Here is a 17,260-nt window from a genome sequence, read left to right as displayed (position 1 = left end):
TATAATTTTAACTTAACATCTTTTCCTTCTAATCCACTTCTTTATGTAGTGATTGATAAATTGTCATCAAAGCAAGTGAATTCGCTTTCAGTTTTTGTACCTCCCTCCTGATATCGTCATCATAAGTCATTGTTCGATTCTTGGTAAATAAGCAGAACTAATGAATCTGCAACTACTTTACAGTCACCTAATAAAAATACTAACTTTCGCAAAAACGCCTATGTATTCTATCGGATGCGGCGGCTATAAAGAGAAAACGGATATCACCATCTTGATTGGCGCATCCGTTTCTTTCAAAATTTTATAAGATTCCTATTTAGTAAAACTTTCTTCTAGGAAGAGGCATCCATCCTTTTCCGGTATTCACTCGGCGTTACCCCCGTATATTTTTTGAACATACGGTTGAATGACGTCATATTCTGATACCCGACAGCCTTCGCAGCATCATGGATTTTGATACGATTATCAGCCAGAAGGGTTGTCGCTTTCGCGATTCGGGTTTCATTGATATAGTCCACGATGTTCTTACCCGTTTTCCCCTTAAAATAAGAAGATAAGTATCCGCTGCTCATCTTTAGCTTTTCGGCCAATGCATCCAAGTATATTTCATCCGACAAGTGGTCGTTTATATAATCAATAACAAAGGATGCAACTGGATACTTTTCTTCCTTTTTTCCCTGTACAGCTTCAGAAGTCTGTGTTACCCATTCAAGCAGAAGCTGCTCAAGTTCTTGGATCGTGCTGCATTGTTGGATTCTGTCCTCCGCTTTGGCAAGGATCAACTCCAATCTGGCTGCGTCAAGATAGATGGGGCTTATAGCGTTCTGAATCTTGCCTATCATCGATTCGGCAAACCGTATCATAACAGCTGCCGTCAACTCCTTCGTATGCCATCTGGCAAAAAGACGTTCCATAAGTGCAATTAGCTGCGCTGTGTTCCCCTCTTTTAGATTGACTTCAAACTCCTTATCCTGATCCGGTGTAAAACCAACCGCCATTTGTATGGCAGCACGCTTCCGTATAATTTGCGTTTCGTTAATTAACAACCGTTCTCCTACGAGTTCCTGTACCTCTTCATAGGCAGTAGTCAATTGAATCGAAGCCGAGTAGATCGAAGTAATTGTAATCGTAACAATACCGTATTCTCTATCATGATCGAAAACAAATTTCATTTGGTCGAGTAGTTCATTTAATTCTGTCATTTGTTCGGTAAACACAAGGCTTAGAATCTGATCACGTTCGATCTGAAACGTCAGTGAGTCTGCGAATGTAGGTTTTAGCTTACTGTCTATAAAAGTCTTCATATAGTACAACCATTTCTGGATGGATGCTTGCATACTCGAATCACTTTTGTACTGTTGGATTTGAAAAAGAACAAAGACGAACGGCTTGTCAGTAAAGTCGAGGTCAATGGTATCACGCTCATGATTTCGAATTGTCTTCAAATGGTTGATAAAAGACATCTGCTTACGCATCATTTGATTGCCATGAATTTCATCACTAATGATATTAAACTCCTTGATATTCGTTCGATAGGGCATATTGTCGTTCATGTGGCGAATCGATTCGATCACTTTTTTCAGTGGGTTGTTAATTCGTGCAGCAAACAGGAACGAAAAGAGGATACTAAGCGCGATCGCTGCTGCCATAATCACAATAAGTGTAATATTCAACCGAGATTGGCTGACAATTCGTTCAAGAGGAACACGATAGACATACTTATAACCTGTACCCGCTCCTGTCATGATAAAATGATACTTTTCATTACGGATGAACTCGTTGCTTCCGTATTTCTGTAGATCGTCAAAGGAGATGTAGGGATCCTGCCCTTCCGTTTTGAATATGGTCTGTCCGAGGTCGTTGTATATGATAAAGTCATTATAGATGCTTTGATGGAACGCCTTGTACATTTTATTGGCATCGAGAAAAACGACCATATAAAAATCCTGATTATCTTTGTTTTTGAGAATGATAGGAATAAACTCGCCCAACATTTGTGGAGGGTCGTGAAAAACGGCATTCTTCATATGAGCAGCCGGGAAAATTCGGCTCGTATAGTTTTCAGTGAACTGTTTCCGCCAAAAGTCTAGAGGGTATTCACTGCTCGTATAGAACACGTTGAACATCGCTGTGGCATTTGTGCTCGTTCCCTTCTCCAGTACGAGCTCACCTTGCTTTGAATAAAGAACGATGTTATCGATAAACAAATAGGGATTGATAACCCAAGTTGATATATCACGCACGATAAGAGGAAAATTGCTGAAATTGGGGGTTTTTTGCAACTTTTGAACTTCTTCACTGAAAAAAAACAGATACATCTGTTTTTTGATTTGATCCAAATGCTTTTCATAGCTGTCCCTTGTATTCTCAAGCGTCAGCGTGTTGTACTTGACAATCTCCGCTCTCACATTCTGTTTAGAAACCGAGATCGAATAGATCATAAGAGAGGCTAGTAGAAGAACGATGCATAGAAATCCCGCAATGAGCCTTATAAAAAGGGAATTCGATCTGTTTCTAATGAAAAGAATCGGTTGAGTATTTATCATGCAACCCCCCACTTTATCGTGAATAACCACCATCAATTCTGCCATGGCGCTGATAATCACATCTTAACAAACAAGTAATAAACTGTAAACGATATGCTTAATCAGGTTGAAAATAATTGAAAAAGCTATCCCTGAATCTTTTCAGACTGGGGATAGCCTTATCAATTCAGGTTCTATCTATCCACTGTACATTTCCACATGCGTCAGTAAGCGTTTCAGGACCGCCGCAGCTTCGGCCCGCGTGGTCTGCGCTTCCGGCCGGAAGGCATTTCGCTCGTTCCCCTCCATAATACCTGCCGCAGCTGCATCGGCGATATCCGCCTGCGCCCAGTCTGCTGACTGCCCTAAATCGACAAACGGATTATGCCACTCTCGTGAGTTGGCAATCTCAATCGGTTTGCCCGCATACCGAGCCGCCCGCCTCAGAATGACCGCAAGTTCCTGTCTAGTCATCCACGTATCGGGCTGAAAGCTTCCGTCCTGATAGCCGCTAACCAGGCCGGCCCCCGCCGCCGCTCTGACATCCTCTTCATACCATCCCCCCTTAACATCCGTAAACGAGGCATCACCTGTGGTGCGATCCAAAGCCAGAGCACGCACCAACATGGCTGCGAATTCGGCACGAGTCACCGACTTATCTGGCTCGAAGCTATGTTCCGTCGTTCCTCGGACTAGAAGCTTGTTCGCCATTGTTTCCACGATGGATTTGCTCCAATGCCCATCGAGATCAGCAAAATGTTTATCCATTCGAATTAAGGTGTAAACGCTGTTCCCTTTCCGGTACTGCTCGGCGACGGTCTTTCCGCCCACGACTCGAAAAACCGTAGGCACTGGCAGCAGCTCCCCTGTAGCCACATCCATATAGACGCCTGTCATTTGAGAGGGTTCGACATCGAAGCCAAGCTCGAATGATCGCCGCACATACTGCGCAAACGTCGATAACAACACGGCTTTTCCATCCGATGCTACCGCATACACCTCGAATTCTACCGGCTTGATCAGCAGATCGGTACCGATTCTGGAGGCCCCGCGCTTTGCCTTGACCGTTTGCTCTTCGTTCGCTTCGGCAATAGCGATTTTAATCACTGCCTTGTCCGCATCTGCCCCCAACCGGGCAAACAATTCCGCCGTGGAAATCTCGCTCAGCGGAAGCGAGTAGGTGACGTTCCCGGCGTGCAGCTCAACAACAGCAGACGGATTCTGTTTAGCCCATGCTTGGAGCAACGCCAACGGGACTTGAACGGGGCCGTCCGCAGGAATCACGATCCGGTCGGTTTGCACTTGACCGGCGCCGATCACTTCAATGACAACGGTATCCACTGCCTTTCCTCCAGCATTACGGGGATTACCTGCGCTGCCTGGGTTCCCTGGGTTCCCTGGGTTCCCTGGGTTTCCTGGGTTTCCAGGCGTTACGTTCACACGAACCGTTCGTTGTACTGCATGCGTCGTTGCTTGTAAGTTGGGATCAAGCGTCTTGACGCTGACCAGCCTGATGTCAGCAATGCCTGAAGTATCCGCATGCAGCGTCAGCCGGCATAACGTTTCCTCTCCGTTGTCCCCGGCGGCCTTTCCCGCCTTCGTCGACGCGAATCGTATCGTGCTCCCTTTAACGATGGGAGGAGCAGAGAGGCCTCCTGGCATCTCGTCCTCCGCGTTCACGAACGAAACGTCAGACGGCAATTCGACCGTCACCTCATATGCGTACAACTGGCTGAGACCCGCTCCCTCTACGGTTACAACGAAATTGTCATTTGCCTTGACGACAGTCACAGCCGTCCTAATATCGAAACCAGTCGTCTGTGATTCCGCTGCGAAGATCGTCGATCCCTTGCCAGACCAAACCATACCCGCAATTAATACTAAGGCTGTACCCCATTGTAACCATCTTCTGTTCAATCCGCTCTCCCCCCAAAAACTTCGATTCTTGCCTATAAATCGAAATGGTGCCCCCCCTTGACGAAACTAAGGGGGACACCTTCGGCTTTATAGCTAACCGATAATCCGGCTGGCGATAAATGCCAAATCTTCAATATCGACGATACCGTCCTCATTGATGTTCGCCTGCTTGGCCGTCACCCAATCGGGACTTGTTGGATCTTTCCCATATTGGGTAGCTACCAGCACGAAATCACCGATCGTAATGCGATGGTCACCGTTCATATCGCCCGTCGTTGCCGTAATGCGGTGGGACTCGAACACCGCGATAGCCGTCGTCAGAGTCGTCTGCGCAGTCTGTACCTGACTTGAGGTCGCATCGACCTGAGTCACCACTGCCTGTGCGGGCTGAATCGCCGCAGTGAGCGCTGTCTTTAAGCCCGGCAATACCGCGCTAAAGAATGTACCTGTTGCCGTTCCCGAGATCGCCTGATCACGAGTGACCGTTGCTTGCGAGATTAATGCGGTCAATGCGGCTTTATTCACAACGCTTACCGTTAAGCTGCTATCAGCAACCGCAAATTCGGTTCCTGCCCCCGTCGAAGCCGTAACCGCCGATGTGGCGAAGCTGCCGGTATTCGACGGCGCATCCGACTTTGCCTGAAACTTCAGTGTCAAGAATGAAGAGCCTGCCGGTAACGTCCCCGTTCCCGTTCGCGCAGCCAGTACGCGCAGTTTGCCGGTCGCAGCGTTGTTCGAAACGCTAACGGCTTGCTGCGAGTAGTCTTTGGCATAGCCGGTATAGGTGAACATCGCCGGATCATACGATAGCGTCAGGTCGACGCCGGACGCCGGATCTGCATGATCCAGCGCCACATGAACGTCCAGCGATTGCCCAGGACTCACGGTATTCGCGCTTGACGTCAGCTTCACCGTGGGCTGCGAGGGTACCTCAACCAATCCGACCCAATCCAAATTCATCAGCCCCTGCACGTTCCACATGCTGAGGTCGACCGTTCCCGCGGGTAAATCCTGCCCGGTGTGGATCGTCAGTGATCGCCAGTTTTCCTGAATGGTCCCCCAGTCCGCCGTGGCCGGCGCTTCTGCCGTATACATTTGAGAACCAAGTCGAATCAAGCGCGTCGTCTTGTTCCCGTTCGTCATATCCCATCCCGCTACGTATTTCAGTACAAGATCGTATTTGCCGGCTTTCGCCACAGGAAGCTGCCAGCTAATTCTTGAACCGGGATCGTTCGTATCAGAGACACCTTTCCCCCCCGATAGAAACGGTCGTGTTGAATACACGGTGAACTTTCCTCCCTCGGTACCTGAGAAGCTCTCGGCTTCCGCGAATGAGCTCAGACCGGCCTTCACGACATCGTAGTCGGCCCTGACGTCGGCCGGTGTCTTGACTCCTAAGCCTGCGCTGCGGAGCTTCAGTGTACCTGCCGAACCATTCGTAATCACTTTCGCATTCGCACCAAGATACATGGTCGGCTGCGGGCCACCGATTTTTTCGAAGATAAGGCCATCCGGCGCTTGGAGAACCTCATACAGTCCCGCCGTATTCGACAAAGTACCCCACGAGGAGACCCCGCCATGTCCGTTGCCGTAGGCGGCCAGCGTTACCGTCGAAGCAACGCCGTTGATCTCCACTGGCAAGGATACTGGAGCCATGGGGGCCGGAGCAGGAACGTTGCTCAAGCGGAGTTGATGCGAGCCTGCTTCGACATTCAACGTCAGCAAGCCGCCAGAGGTGTCCCATTGAACGCCCCGCGCATAAACGGCCTCCGTTACGCTGCCTCCCTTCGGAATGCTGCGGTACGATTCGTCGAGAACCGTCGTAACGCCCGAGGATTGCAGGCTGACTTGCCCGGCCTTCGTGCCGGTGATAGACAGCTCGTCGCCCGAGAGCGCGACAGTCGCTGTCTGCGTGCTGTCGATCATCGTTACACCGTTCTTGACCAGCTTGGTGCCGCCGACAAGCAGGATTGAATTTCCTTTGACCGAAGCCGCAATGCCGTCGAACTGAATACTGCCGGTATCGACGACACCGCTTTCCGTGTTGCGAACGTAAACATCAGTTCCGTCGCTCCAGTGAAGCTTCCGGTAAGTGCCGTGATCTTCAGTGACGATATTGTCCGGTGTGGAATCCGTCTTGTATGGCACATAAGTAGATACGATCGTCGCATAGCTCGTTTTCGGAGTCGTAAACTCGGCATGCACCCGTTTGCGACCTGTAAAACCGGATGCTGGAAACTGTTCAACGCCATTTCCATCGATATACTTGTCGGTTATCGACGCCGTCAAATTCGGATAGTACAGCTTCACCTTAAGCGCTGCCTTGTTCTGGATAATCGTCGCGCCGTTCTGATCGGCGTCCAGCGTCATATTGGTATCAGCGTGCAGCCAATACTCAAAGCTGGAACCTCCCGGCTCACGCGCCTTCAAATTGTCGACGACGACGAACGCGCCCGGCTTCACGTAAATGATGCTCCGCTGTGCCTGATCCAGTCCGCTTTTGGCCGGCTCTAGGTTGTAGGCCGTCTTGGCGTCGCCAACTGCAGCGTCGAAATCCTTGTTGGTCGCGAAGCCTGTGATTTGACCCGAGGCCTGCAGAGCGCCATCTTTCTGTCCTTTTTTGCCGTCGTACGTGATCGCATTTTTGGCAAACGATTGCCTTGTATACTGCCCCCAATACGGGGTACCCCATGTATCGTGGAATCCGCCGTCTACCGCAAGCTCCTCGCCAAACGCGTTGATGACGAAAGAGTTCTGATCCGCATGACTGTGAACATAGCTGCCGTAAGAACTAGACCTGAAATAGAGAGAAGTTCGCTGCGGATCGTACAGGCTGGAGTGCATGGCTACCAAGCCAACGTAATTGAAATACTTGGCAGTCGGCATCTCCACCGGAGGACGTGGCGTCAAGCTGCCATCTGCATATAAGTAGGTGAATAAGTTATCCGCATTATACGGACTCGTCTGCGCATACCACTGCATCACCGGATTTTGGAACATTTGCGCGTTGCGCGTCATATTCGAAGCAGTGTAGGCCGGAGCGATGATGTTGATATCGTCGCCGAATTCTCCGCTTTTCTGACCGACCGGCAGCATGTAAAGTCCGTACCATGACTCATTGCGGGAGAATGCCTTCTGGTAAAGGTTAAACCCCGTCGCCGCATAGAGCACGTCCATGAACTCCTTGTTGCTTCCTGATGACCAATTCCAGTAACCGACTCCCTGCCCCCAGCCGCCATCCTCTCCGCCCCATGGCGGCAATAAATTGATGTATTCGGGCACAACTGCATTAAACCATTGCCGCGCCTTCGTCGAAGCGACGGTACCGTTCACCGTAATGTCGTCATTCAAAAGAGAGATGGCGATGATGCCTAAATAACCGTTGGCCGTCCAACCATGCGAATCGTAGGGGGACGTCGTGATTGGGTAGTCATCGTAAAGCACATCGTCCGCTATCGTTTGGGCCCTTGTAAGAATCATCGACAAAGCATCCTCCTTATCCTTAGGACTGAGGAGGTCATTAATCCAGTCATACACGATCGCACTCTTATAAGCGATGTCCCGGTGCGCCTGGTCGTTAGCCGAATAGGAGGTTACGCCGTTCGGATTCCAGGTGGCGAGATTCAAGAGCCGCGATCTAGCGAAATTCCCGTAGCTGGCGTCCCCTGTAATCAAATAGACGAAGGCGGCGTCCATCATTTTGCTCGTTTCTGTCGTCGATTTGGTAAGTGCATCCACACCCGCTACTGTCGGTTCGGGCGTCAACGGTACCGATAGGTTGATCTTACTCAAAATTTTCTGATACGTCGCCTTTCCGTCTCCGTCTTTCCTCGCGCGGAATGCGCTCAGCTTGGAAGAATCCGTCAGGATTCGGGGATGCACACTCGGTACCTGGTCCAGCAATTGCGAAACTGGTGGCACTGGGAACGGTACGGGATCGGCATCGATCCGGAATTGCCGGACATCGCTCCAATTCGACCATCCCGCCGTCTTATGGAATCGCACTCTCCAGAAATATGATTGTCCAGCAATGAAAGAACTGGGGAAATTATAATAGTTGATGTTGATATCGTTCTTCTGGTAGGCAATGTTGTTGAAAGCGCCGTCAGTCGCCACCTGCAGTTCAAACAGATCGGCATTTGCAATAGCAGGCCACCCGAAATCGGGCGGATTCTGCGTCGTCACGTTATGATCGCCCGGTTGAAAATGCCTCGAAACTGGATCAATCACGGTCGGCCATTGAACCTGACCACTCGGTGGGGGCGTCGGGGATGGACTCACGGTAGGCGTTGGCGTTGGTGTCAGATCAGCCGCCGATAAAGACGCTTGGTCGAAATAGACGTCTGCCGCTTCTGCACCCAGCGTGGCTAATTCCATCTGAACATCGGTTGTCCCGGCAGGCGGCTCCGCCGATACGGTCAAGGGTTCCCAGCCTCTCGTGCCTGTCGTCTGAGCTGCTACACTTTGTTGGCCGTAGGAACCGAAGAAATTCATATACAAATGTCCACTGCCCGCCTGCGCATTAGCCTGAACGGACACGGTATACGTTTTGCCGGATACGATAGGCGTGGGCGCGCTCTTCAGGCTGTAACCATCCGTAGCGGAGCTGTCGCTAATGCGCACCGACTTTTTGCCATGCGTCAAATATACGGCGTTGGTCACCGTACCGATACTGGACGCTAGACCATGGTCAACAGCCGTCCAAATGTTCGGCCTCGAGGCCGTAACAGCCTCAAAGCTCGGATTTTGCAGCAGCTCGGTCGTTTTCAACGATGCGGCGTCCACATACGCGCTCCCAGTTCCAGGAGTGCTCGGTATGATAAGTACCATCTCCAGATAAACTGTATTCGCCGGTGGCGTATCGGTCACCGTGAGAGTCTGCCAGCCTGATGCAGCGTTTACCGTCTTACCCTTCTGAAAAAAATAATTACTATTGTCCGCATCGAAATAACGGATCAGTATGGAAAACGCGCCTGCGTCGACCTTCGCTTGAACGCTGGCGGTGTAAGACGTCCCCGGAGAATAGGCTATCCTTTGACTTCGAATGCCTGCTCCATCGGTTGTCGAGTTGTCCGTGAGCTTAACACTGCGTGTTCCCTCCACCACTTGGCCGGTGACCGATTCGACAGACACGTCGGGTGCAGTAGCGAAGTACGAGATCCAGTTTGCAGGCATACTTCCGGACACCTGCTCAAAACCAGGATTAACGACCAGTTCGGGCCCCATGACCGAGTTGCTGCCGGAGGCCCAGGAGATTTGAAACGAAAACAAGTTCATAATCAGACTTAACCCCATTACGAAAACGATTGTTATAGCCATTTTGCGCTGCCAAATACGATTGACCAAATTGAATCTCCTCCCACGTCTCGAATGAACGAATTGATACAAGTGCTAGAACATTGAATCCGCTTTCAAATGATGCCCCCCCTCTCCTTAGTTCTTATGGTAGCCATCATTTATTAACTCGTATATGAAGGGAACCTTAGATCGATCAGCTTTTTTGTGATCTGCGTAAAAAAATACCAACTTCCACAAAAGAGCCCATATTGGATGACAATAAAGTTTTGAACGACAAAAAACCAACAAATCCAAAGGGATTGCTGGTTTCTCTACTCCTATTATTGGGCCTCAGTCGTGGCCCTGCCCTCACAAGTATAAATCTACTCAGGTTGATTTCCGGATGTGCCCCCAACTACGAATGGCGTTGAGATTCCTTCATAATTTAACATCATGTCCATACCCATGGCTGCATGTTTTAAATTGTGACAGTGAATCATCCAAATACCGGGATTATCTGCTACAAATGCAACTTCATATGTTTCATGCGGCAACACATTCAGAGTATCTAAATATACAGGACTCCCTTCTAGTGGTTTTCCATTTCGTGTGAGCACTTGGAGAGTATGTCCATGCAAGTGCATGGGGTGAATGGCATCATCGTTATTGATAAAGTTTATCTTAACGGTATCGCCCTTTTTAACAACAAGCGGCGGAACGTCCGGGGATGATTTTCCGTTTATTTGAAATGACCAATCCTTTCCTCCTGAACCTTTTCCACTGCCTAATTTCATCTCAATTGTCTTCGTGAACGTAGAATCCGTACTGAATATCCCCTTTTGCGGGGTGCCGTATGTCGTAAAGTCAAACCATTTATAGTTGTTTGGGTTACTATTTGTGCCAATCGGTTCCCCGCTGCCAATGGTTACGGAAACCATTTTGTTTGGTTGAGTTGCTTGATCCGCACTTACTAATTGGACACTCCCGCTTTGAGGCATACGGAAACTAATATCATAACGCTGACCACCACCGATTGGCAGTAAAGTTTTGTCGATTGTGGCTCCTCCAACAAGATCACGCCCGTCCAGAGCTACCACTTGAAAAGGAGTATCCAGTAACGTTAACAAATGGGTTGCATTACCTGCATTCACTAAACGTAGACGAACAAGTTCGCCCGGTTTTGCGTCAAAATGTAGGCTACCAGTCGTATCGTTAGTCGTTAACGTATCATACTTAACATCTGTCAGTGCTCTAATAAGTTCATTATTTGTACTACTTCCTTTGAAATTATCCTTGTTAGAATTGTTCCTGCTGTCTTTATTATTAAAGGCTATATTATTGATGTCAGCTGGAGCTTCGCTTATTTTTTTTTTTTGATTATCTTTAAAATTTGTATCGCTTGAACCGGCTTTTACGTTCCATTCATGTAGAACTACTGTATAATCTTTATCATATTTTACAGGCTCTTCTTTAGGTTCTACAATGATGGCTCCAAAAAGTCCTCGTGCCGTTTCTAATTCACTTTGTTGATGAGAATGATACCAATACGTTCCAGGCTGATCTGCTATGAAATTGTAAGTATATGTTTCACCTGGTTTAATCGCATCCTGCGTAACACCGGCAACTCCATCTTCTGCGCCTGGTACATTTATACCGTGCCAATGAATAGTTACACCCTCAGGCAGCTTGTTTGTTAAATTTACAATTACCCGATCACCTTGTTTTACACGAATTTCCGGCCCCGGAATCGTTCCACCGAATGTCCACGCTTGTATCGTTTTTCCATTTCCTAAATTTATATTAGCTACTTGAGCTGTAATATTGAATGTTTTTTCAGGGGCATTAGATTTTTGTGCGACTAATTGTGTTACAGATGTCGCGTTGGGATCAGACGACCCCATATTCATTCCATTATTCTTATCCATAGTCATATACGATGCCGTATCGGTTGATCCCATATTCATTATTGAATGAGCATCGCTTGTTCCCATATTCATTGTCGAATGAGTATCGCTTGTTCCCATACTCATTGCTTCGTTATTTTTTATGGTTCGATAAAGACGGAAACCTCCGACTAAAAGAACAACTACCAAAATAGCTATAAAATAAACATTCATCGATTTTTTCATTACATTCTCCCATTCTTTCTAATATCTACCCTTATGAAACGTCCTTTCTTTATTTGTAGGGCTATAATATAACAGAAGAATGATAAGTTAATGAAAATGTAAAAATCGGTTATGGGTATCCAGGATGCCAAAAAATATAACCCATACTTTTCATAAAAAGTACGGGTTATGCCACATAATTGCATTGCTTATGATGACTTTTGAGGGTCAGTGAGTGGAATCATTATGGTGAACGTACTTCCTTCGCCTGGTGTGCTCGATAGTTTTATGGTACCCCGGTGTTCATCTACAATCCACTTCGCGATAGCTAATCCAATCCCGGTTCCTACAATTTGCTTCGTACGGTTTTTATCGACACGGTAAAAGCGATCAAAAATCTTCTTTTGTTCCTCAGGCTTTATTCCTATCCCAGTATCTTTCACATGGATAAGCAAATCTCGTCGTCCCTCGTTAACGTCCATCGAAAGTGTTAGATCAACGTCTCCTTGGTCAGGCGTATATTTGATGGCATTATCAAGTAATATATATAACAACTGTTTAAGTCTTTCTTTATCGCCGCTAATCCAAAGCGTGTCAGACGTACGGAGGTTCAGCTTAATTTGCCGTGAAGCAGCCAGAGGTTGAATCGTGCGTGCGAGCTGATCTATAATTGGAATAAAATCGAACGTTTCATATAAAAGACTAGGCGTACCCGAATCTGATCGAGCTAACGTTAGTAAATCGTTGACAAGCGTAGTCATCCTTTTCACTTCATCCTTCATATCCAGCAAAACACTTTGGGAAAAATCTGAAATATTCTCCCTTTCTTCCAATTCGAGAACATCAATGGATGAATTCAAAATGCTCAAAGGAGTTCTCAGCTCGTGGGAAGCATCTGCAACAAATTCACGCTGCTGAGTATAGGATTGAATAATGGGTACCATGGCACGTTTTGACATAAAATGACCGACTAACAATGCAATGACAAAGAATAGAACAGCCAGTCCTATAAAGATCGTGAGCATCCAGTAAAGTTCATTCCAATAATAAGTAGTATCTTTGCCAATATACATCATCCCAATTCGTTGGTTCCCATCATAAATGGAGCGAGCCGCTATCATTAGATGAATTTGTTTACCTTGAGAAACACTGAATTTCTTATCCTGAACCTGATCATTTTGAAAATTTCCATTCGGGGATTTCCAATCACGAGAGTTCCAATCATTCGAATCCTTATCATTCCAATTCCAATCGTTATGTCCATTTCTTCCGTAAAATAATTTTTCCGTTTTGCTATCCACTTCATTATTTTTAGGAATCCAGCCGCTAATCATTTGTATCAGGGTTGGACGTAGGCTTGGCATGATCTCGTCTCCAGCGATTAACTTACCTTGCTGGTTGACGACATAGTAAAAAAAAAGATTTTTATTGGCAAGAACTATCTTTCGGCCGTCGATATTCTGCTCATTGCCATTGATATCGTTTTCCAAAAGCTTTTGACTTTCAACCAATTCTTGATCTGCAATTGTTTTTATTTCTTGTTTTTGTTGATAAGAGACAATCAAGAATAGTGAAGAATAAACAATTGTAATAAAAAGGAGAAGAAAGATCATCAGCATCCCGCTATACATAATGGTCAAGCGATTACGCATCCTTCCAAATATGTCCGCGTTGCGCCTCAAGCGCATACGATCAAAAATGTGCTTAATGGGTTTATTTTTCAAATTTGTAACCCACCCCGCGTATATTCTGAATCAAAGTCTTTTCACCTGGAGTATCAACCTTTCTACGTAACAACTTGATGGTTGCATCAATCGGATTACTTGTGACTTCTGCATCATATCCCCAAATTCTATCGAGTATCAATTCGCGAGTTAAGACTTGCCCTCTATTTTGCACCAACAAGTCCAACAATTGAAATTCACGCGGCGTTAATTGAATCTCCCCCTGCCCACTTCGTTGCACTGTGCGGCTTGCACGATTGATCGTAATGTTATCAATTTGGATAACCTCCTCCTGTAAGGGAGCAAAATTCCGGCGCGAGAGAGCACGCAACCGGGCATGGAGCTCATCAAATTCAAATGGTTTCATTAGATAATCATCAGCACCGGCATCCAGTCCCTCTACACGATCCTGAACGGAATCCTTTGCTGTCAAGAGCAGAATTGCTCCGGAATACCCTTGTTTACGTAAACGACGGCATACATTTACACCATCTTCAACTGGCATCATCCAGTCCAGAATAAGAACATCATAGTAGGAAGCAAGAGCGTAATTGTATGCGTCTTCCCCATGCATAACCCAATCTACTTTATATTCAATCTTTTTTTTCAATAGGTGAGCAATCAGTCGTCCAAGACGTGGATCATCTTCGGCTAATAAGATATTCATCGAAACGAAGCCCTCTCTTTTAGTTCCTAATTTTATCGTGTTTAACAACGCTTGACGAGATAAAATAAGACCGGAAATGGAAAACATCTGCTTTTCCTTTATAGTTGTAAGTTCCCACAGACAACGTAAAGGATCAGACAGATGCAGACCCAGTATATCAATCTTTTTCTCAACTTGCCAGAGGTTCGGATTCACCAAATCATACCTGTGAGTATGGATGAAATTCATATCGAAGTCATTCTTATTGCTGAAAGAGAATTCCTCAGTCCGGAAAATAAAGAACAATCAACGCTCCAAGAGGCGTCAATTCCGCGCGGCCTCCGCCCGGAGTGACTGCCCGCAGCGCGGACAATAACGTGTCTTTGGCGGGCACTGCGTGTCACACGCTAAGCAGTTTAGCGGACGCTCGACATCCGCATCTTCTTCCCCCGCATCGTCTATCAACCGGTCCGCGCTCAGCGCAGGATTCAGCAGCGTCAGCGCTTGTATTTCTTCCACCGTGCCGGAACGGATAAGCAGGAATAGCAACAGGAGCCCAGCTGCACCGACTGCAGCCATGCCAATCACCCTCAGCGCTCCGCTTGCGAACTGGAAGTCCCAGAGCGTGTGCAGCAGAATGCTCGCGCTAACCAGCCCGGCCACCTTTAGCCATACGCTTAACCTGCCAGACGATGTCGAAGCCTTCGACAATCCGATCCCAATGCCTGCTGCCGCAATAGCCGTCCAAGTCCCGTGCCCAAATGGTGATAGCAAGGCTCTCAACCACAAGACAGCAAGCATGCTGCCGGTCGCTCCCGTTCCGAGAAAAGCCCAGCCGTAGATCATGTTTTCAACGGCAGCGAAGCCCATGCCCGCTGCGGCGCCAAAGACGACCGCATCCATTCGGAAACGCTGCCTCTTGCTGCGCAGGAAGAAATAGCAAATCAGTAGTTTCGATCCCTCTTCGATTAAAGCGACGGCAATCGGTAGATGAAGCTGAGTAAATGTATGTGCGTCCTGCCCTTTTGCGAACAACCAGCTTTTCTCGAGCAGTATGGCCAATGGTAAGGCGATGGCTGCTGATGTTACAAAAACGCCAAGCAGCCGGCTTATGCGATAGCCCAGCAGCTGCGAGCTCCTGGCATAGGCGACGAAGGTGACCGGTCCTGCCAGACAGCCTGTCACCAAAGCGGCATAGGTCCATATCGCGCCCTTCAGCCAAACGGCCAGCAGCGTTGCGACCAGAAACAAGCCGCCCATCGCCATTAGCACATCGATCCAGCGCTGCTGTGCCGGCGGCCGAAGCCATTTCTGCCCGGTAGCGGCGACTTGCCCGGGTTGTTCCGAATCCGGCATCCATTGCCGGATGACGGTATCTGCAATATCCGGCCTGCGAATACGCAGGGCCGCCAGAAACTGCCGCTTCACCGGTTCGTGCCGCATCAACGTAAATCGGAATTCCTCTTCTCCAAGTGCTAACAGCTTGCCGTCCTCAAGCGCTGTAATCGTTGCCGTTGTTGATACACCCGTCAGCAGTGCAATCTCACCGAAATAGTCGCCCTGGTGAAGCACGGCTACACGCTTCCCTGACGAACGGACCTCGAAGCTGCCGGAGCCGATCGTATAAAACATATTCGAGGCATCACCCTCGTAAACAATGACTTGGCCCTGCTTCACGGTCCGCAGCACCGTGACCTCCGCCAACCCCCGCAGTTCCGCGTCGGGGATGCTCGACCAGATCGACGCCTTGCTGAGCAGGCCGTGAATGTCTCTAATGCGAGCCGAATAGGTCAGGCTCTCGTGAAAAAGCGGACTTAGCGCTGCAAGCGTCCGAAACGCCTCACGGTCAAGGCGCAGTGCTTGGACCTCGCCTACGGCGCGTATCGTCGCCGTACGCCGCTCGGAGGAGAGCAACGCCATCTCGCCGATGAGCGCGCCAGAGCCGAGCGTAGCCAAACGGACGCTGCTTCCTATCAGACCGCGAGCCGTCACGCTGACCTCACCCGATAGGATGAAAAAGCAATCATCCCCGACTGCACCTTCTTTTAGAATCGTTGTCCTATCCGTGTAGGAAACCATCTGCATCGTTGAAGCGGCTGCTGCTAATTCATTCTCCGGGACCCCATGCAGCAGCGTATGATTTCTTAATACATCAGGGATATTCTCCATGAGTTACGATCTCTCCTTGTAGAAAACAGGAACCCGCCTCGGCGGATTCCTGTTATTTACGTTACTTTATATTCTATTATCTCATATTTCCGATGTTTGAGCTTCTGGATTCTTGCATTTTCTTGATAAAATTGGTCATAGTCTCAAAAGCTTCGTTGCGCTTGTTGCTTAAACTTTGCATTCTTAGCATATCCATCTGCTGACTGCTATTTAACGAGTCGATTTTACCTTTTATCTCATCTATCGTTACTTTCAATTCGTCAGCAGTTAAGGTCGCTTTGGAAGCGTACTTAGCGCCAGCTTGCTGCAATTTTGTTTTTAAGTCTGCTGCCAACGTATAGGGAGCATTTCCTGATTGCAGTGCGATCACCTTCGCCAGTGTATCGTTCAATCCGGCAATGTCCTCATTACGCTTTTTTATTGAATCCATTTGTTCTTTCAGCTGTGTTTCCAGCAAAGCGGCGCGATTAGATTGTACGGCCTGCATCGCCGCTTCCAGATCCATGTTAGACACATTGACTGCCGTAGTACCACCTACGCCAGCTACAGCCGCATTGTTCGTAGCACCTTGCCCGATTGCCTGCTTAACGGAATCGTGCGCCGTATCATTGAGCATGATGCCCGCCCCAGCTACGACCCCCACCAATAATCCTAAAGCTGTTGATCCAATAGTTGTTCTTTTCATTGCTGTCTCCCCCATACATTTAATTTTCCGTTCATCAAACGGGTTACGAAAACCTTGAATCCCGTAAAGCGGTTCTGAAAGCCCTTATTCTTTCCCTTGCCATGTCCTGCCTAGACGATATCAACTTGATCATAACTGTTCTATCCCTCAAAAAAATGAACAGCGGATAGAATGATAACTTTCATAATGTAAGTGTACTACAGTCAAAT

8 protein-coding genes are annotated in these 17,260 nt (G+C 48.0%); all 8 read right to left on the bottom strand.

What is annotated here, in order from left to right; all coding sequences use genetic code 11:
• Positions 1–332: 332 nt before the first annotated feature.
• The 8 genes from LOZ80_RS06305 to LOZ80_RS06270 all read right to left on the bottom strand — a co-directional run bounded on the left by LOZ80_RS06305 (position 333) and on the right by LOZ80_RS06270 (position 17,051).
• Positions 333–2,546, bottom strand: a complete 2,214-nt coding sequence (locus LOZ80_RS06305; protein ID WP_238170630.1) for a helix-turn-helix domain-containing protein — start codon at positions 2,544–2,546, stop codon at positions 333–335.
• Positions 2,547–2,723: 177 nt separating this feature from the next.
• Complete coding sequence (locus LOZ80_RS06300; RefSeq protein WP_238170629.1) at positions 2,724–4,442, bottom strand: S-layer homology domain-containing protein; 1,719 nt, start codon at positions 4,440–4,442, stop codon at positions 2,724–2,726.
• Positions 4,443–4,535: 93 nt separating this feature from the next.
• A complete protein-coding gene (locus LOZ80_RS06295; protein WP_238170628.1) occupies positions 4,536–9,788 on the bottom strand; it encodes a DUF4962 domain-containing protein in 5,253 nt (1,750 codons plus the stop codon).
• A gap of 314 nt (positions 9,789–10,102) precedes the next feature.
• Positions 10,103–11,848, bottom strand: coding sequence for a multicopper oxidase family protein (locus LOZ80_RS06290; protein ID WP_238170627.1), 1,746 nt, complete (start codon positions 11,846–11,848; stop codon positions 10,103–10,105).
• Positions 11,849–12,036: 188 nt separating this feature from the next.
• Complete coding sequence (locus LOZ80_RS06285) at positions 12,037–13,551, bottom strand: sensor histidine kinase (protein ID WP_238170626.1); 1,515 nt, start codon at positions 13,549–13,551, stop codon at positions 12,037–12,039.
• Positions 13,541–14,218 (bottom strand): response regulator transcription factor, encoded by a 678-nt coding sequence (locus LOZ80_RS06280; RefSeq protein WP_238172912.1) that lies wholly within the window; start codon positions 14,216–14,218, stop codon positions 13,541–13,543. The genes LOZ80_RS06285 and LOZ80_RS06280 overlap by 11 nt, the downstream gene beginning before the upstream one ends.
• Before the next feature lie 303 nt (positions 14,219–14,521).
• Entirely contained in the window at positions 14,522–16,366 is a 1,845-nt protein-coding gene (locus LOZ80_RS06275; RefSeq protein ID WP_238170625.1) for a cyclic nucleotide-binding domain-containing protein, read from the bottom strand.
• A 76-nt stretch (positions 16,367–16,442) separates the two neighbouring features.
• Positions 16,443–17,051 carry a hypothetical protein gene (locus LOZ80_RS06270; RefSeq protein WP_238170624.1) on the bottom strand — a complete coding sequence of 203 codons (609 nt, stop codon included), beginning with the start codon at positions 17,049–17,051 and terminating at the stop codon, positions 16,443–16,445.
• Between the last annotated feature and the right edge of the window lie 209 nt (positions 17,052–17,260).

This window comes from Paenibacillus sp. HWE-109 (assembly GCF_022163125.1).
In the GTDB taxonomy this organism is placed as follows: Bacteria; Bacillota; Bacilli; order Paenibacillales; family NBRC-103111; genus Paenibacillus_E.
The sequence above is the reverse complement of the archived record's forward strand: the minus strand, read 5'-3'. Positions and strand labels throughout refer to the sequence as shown.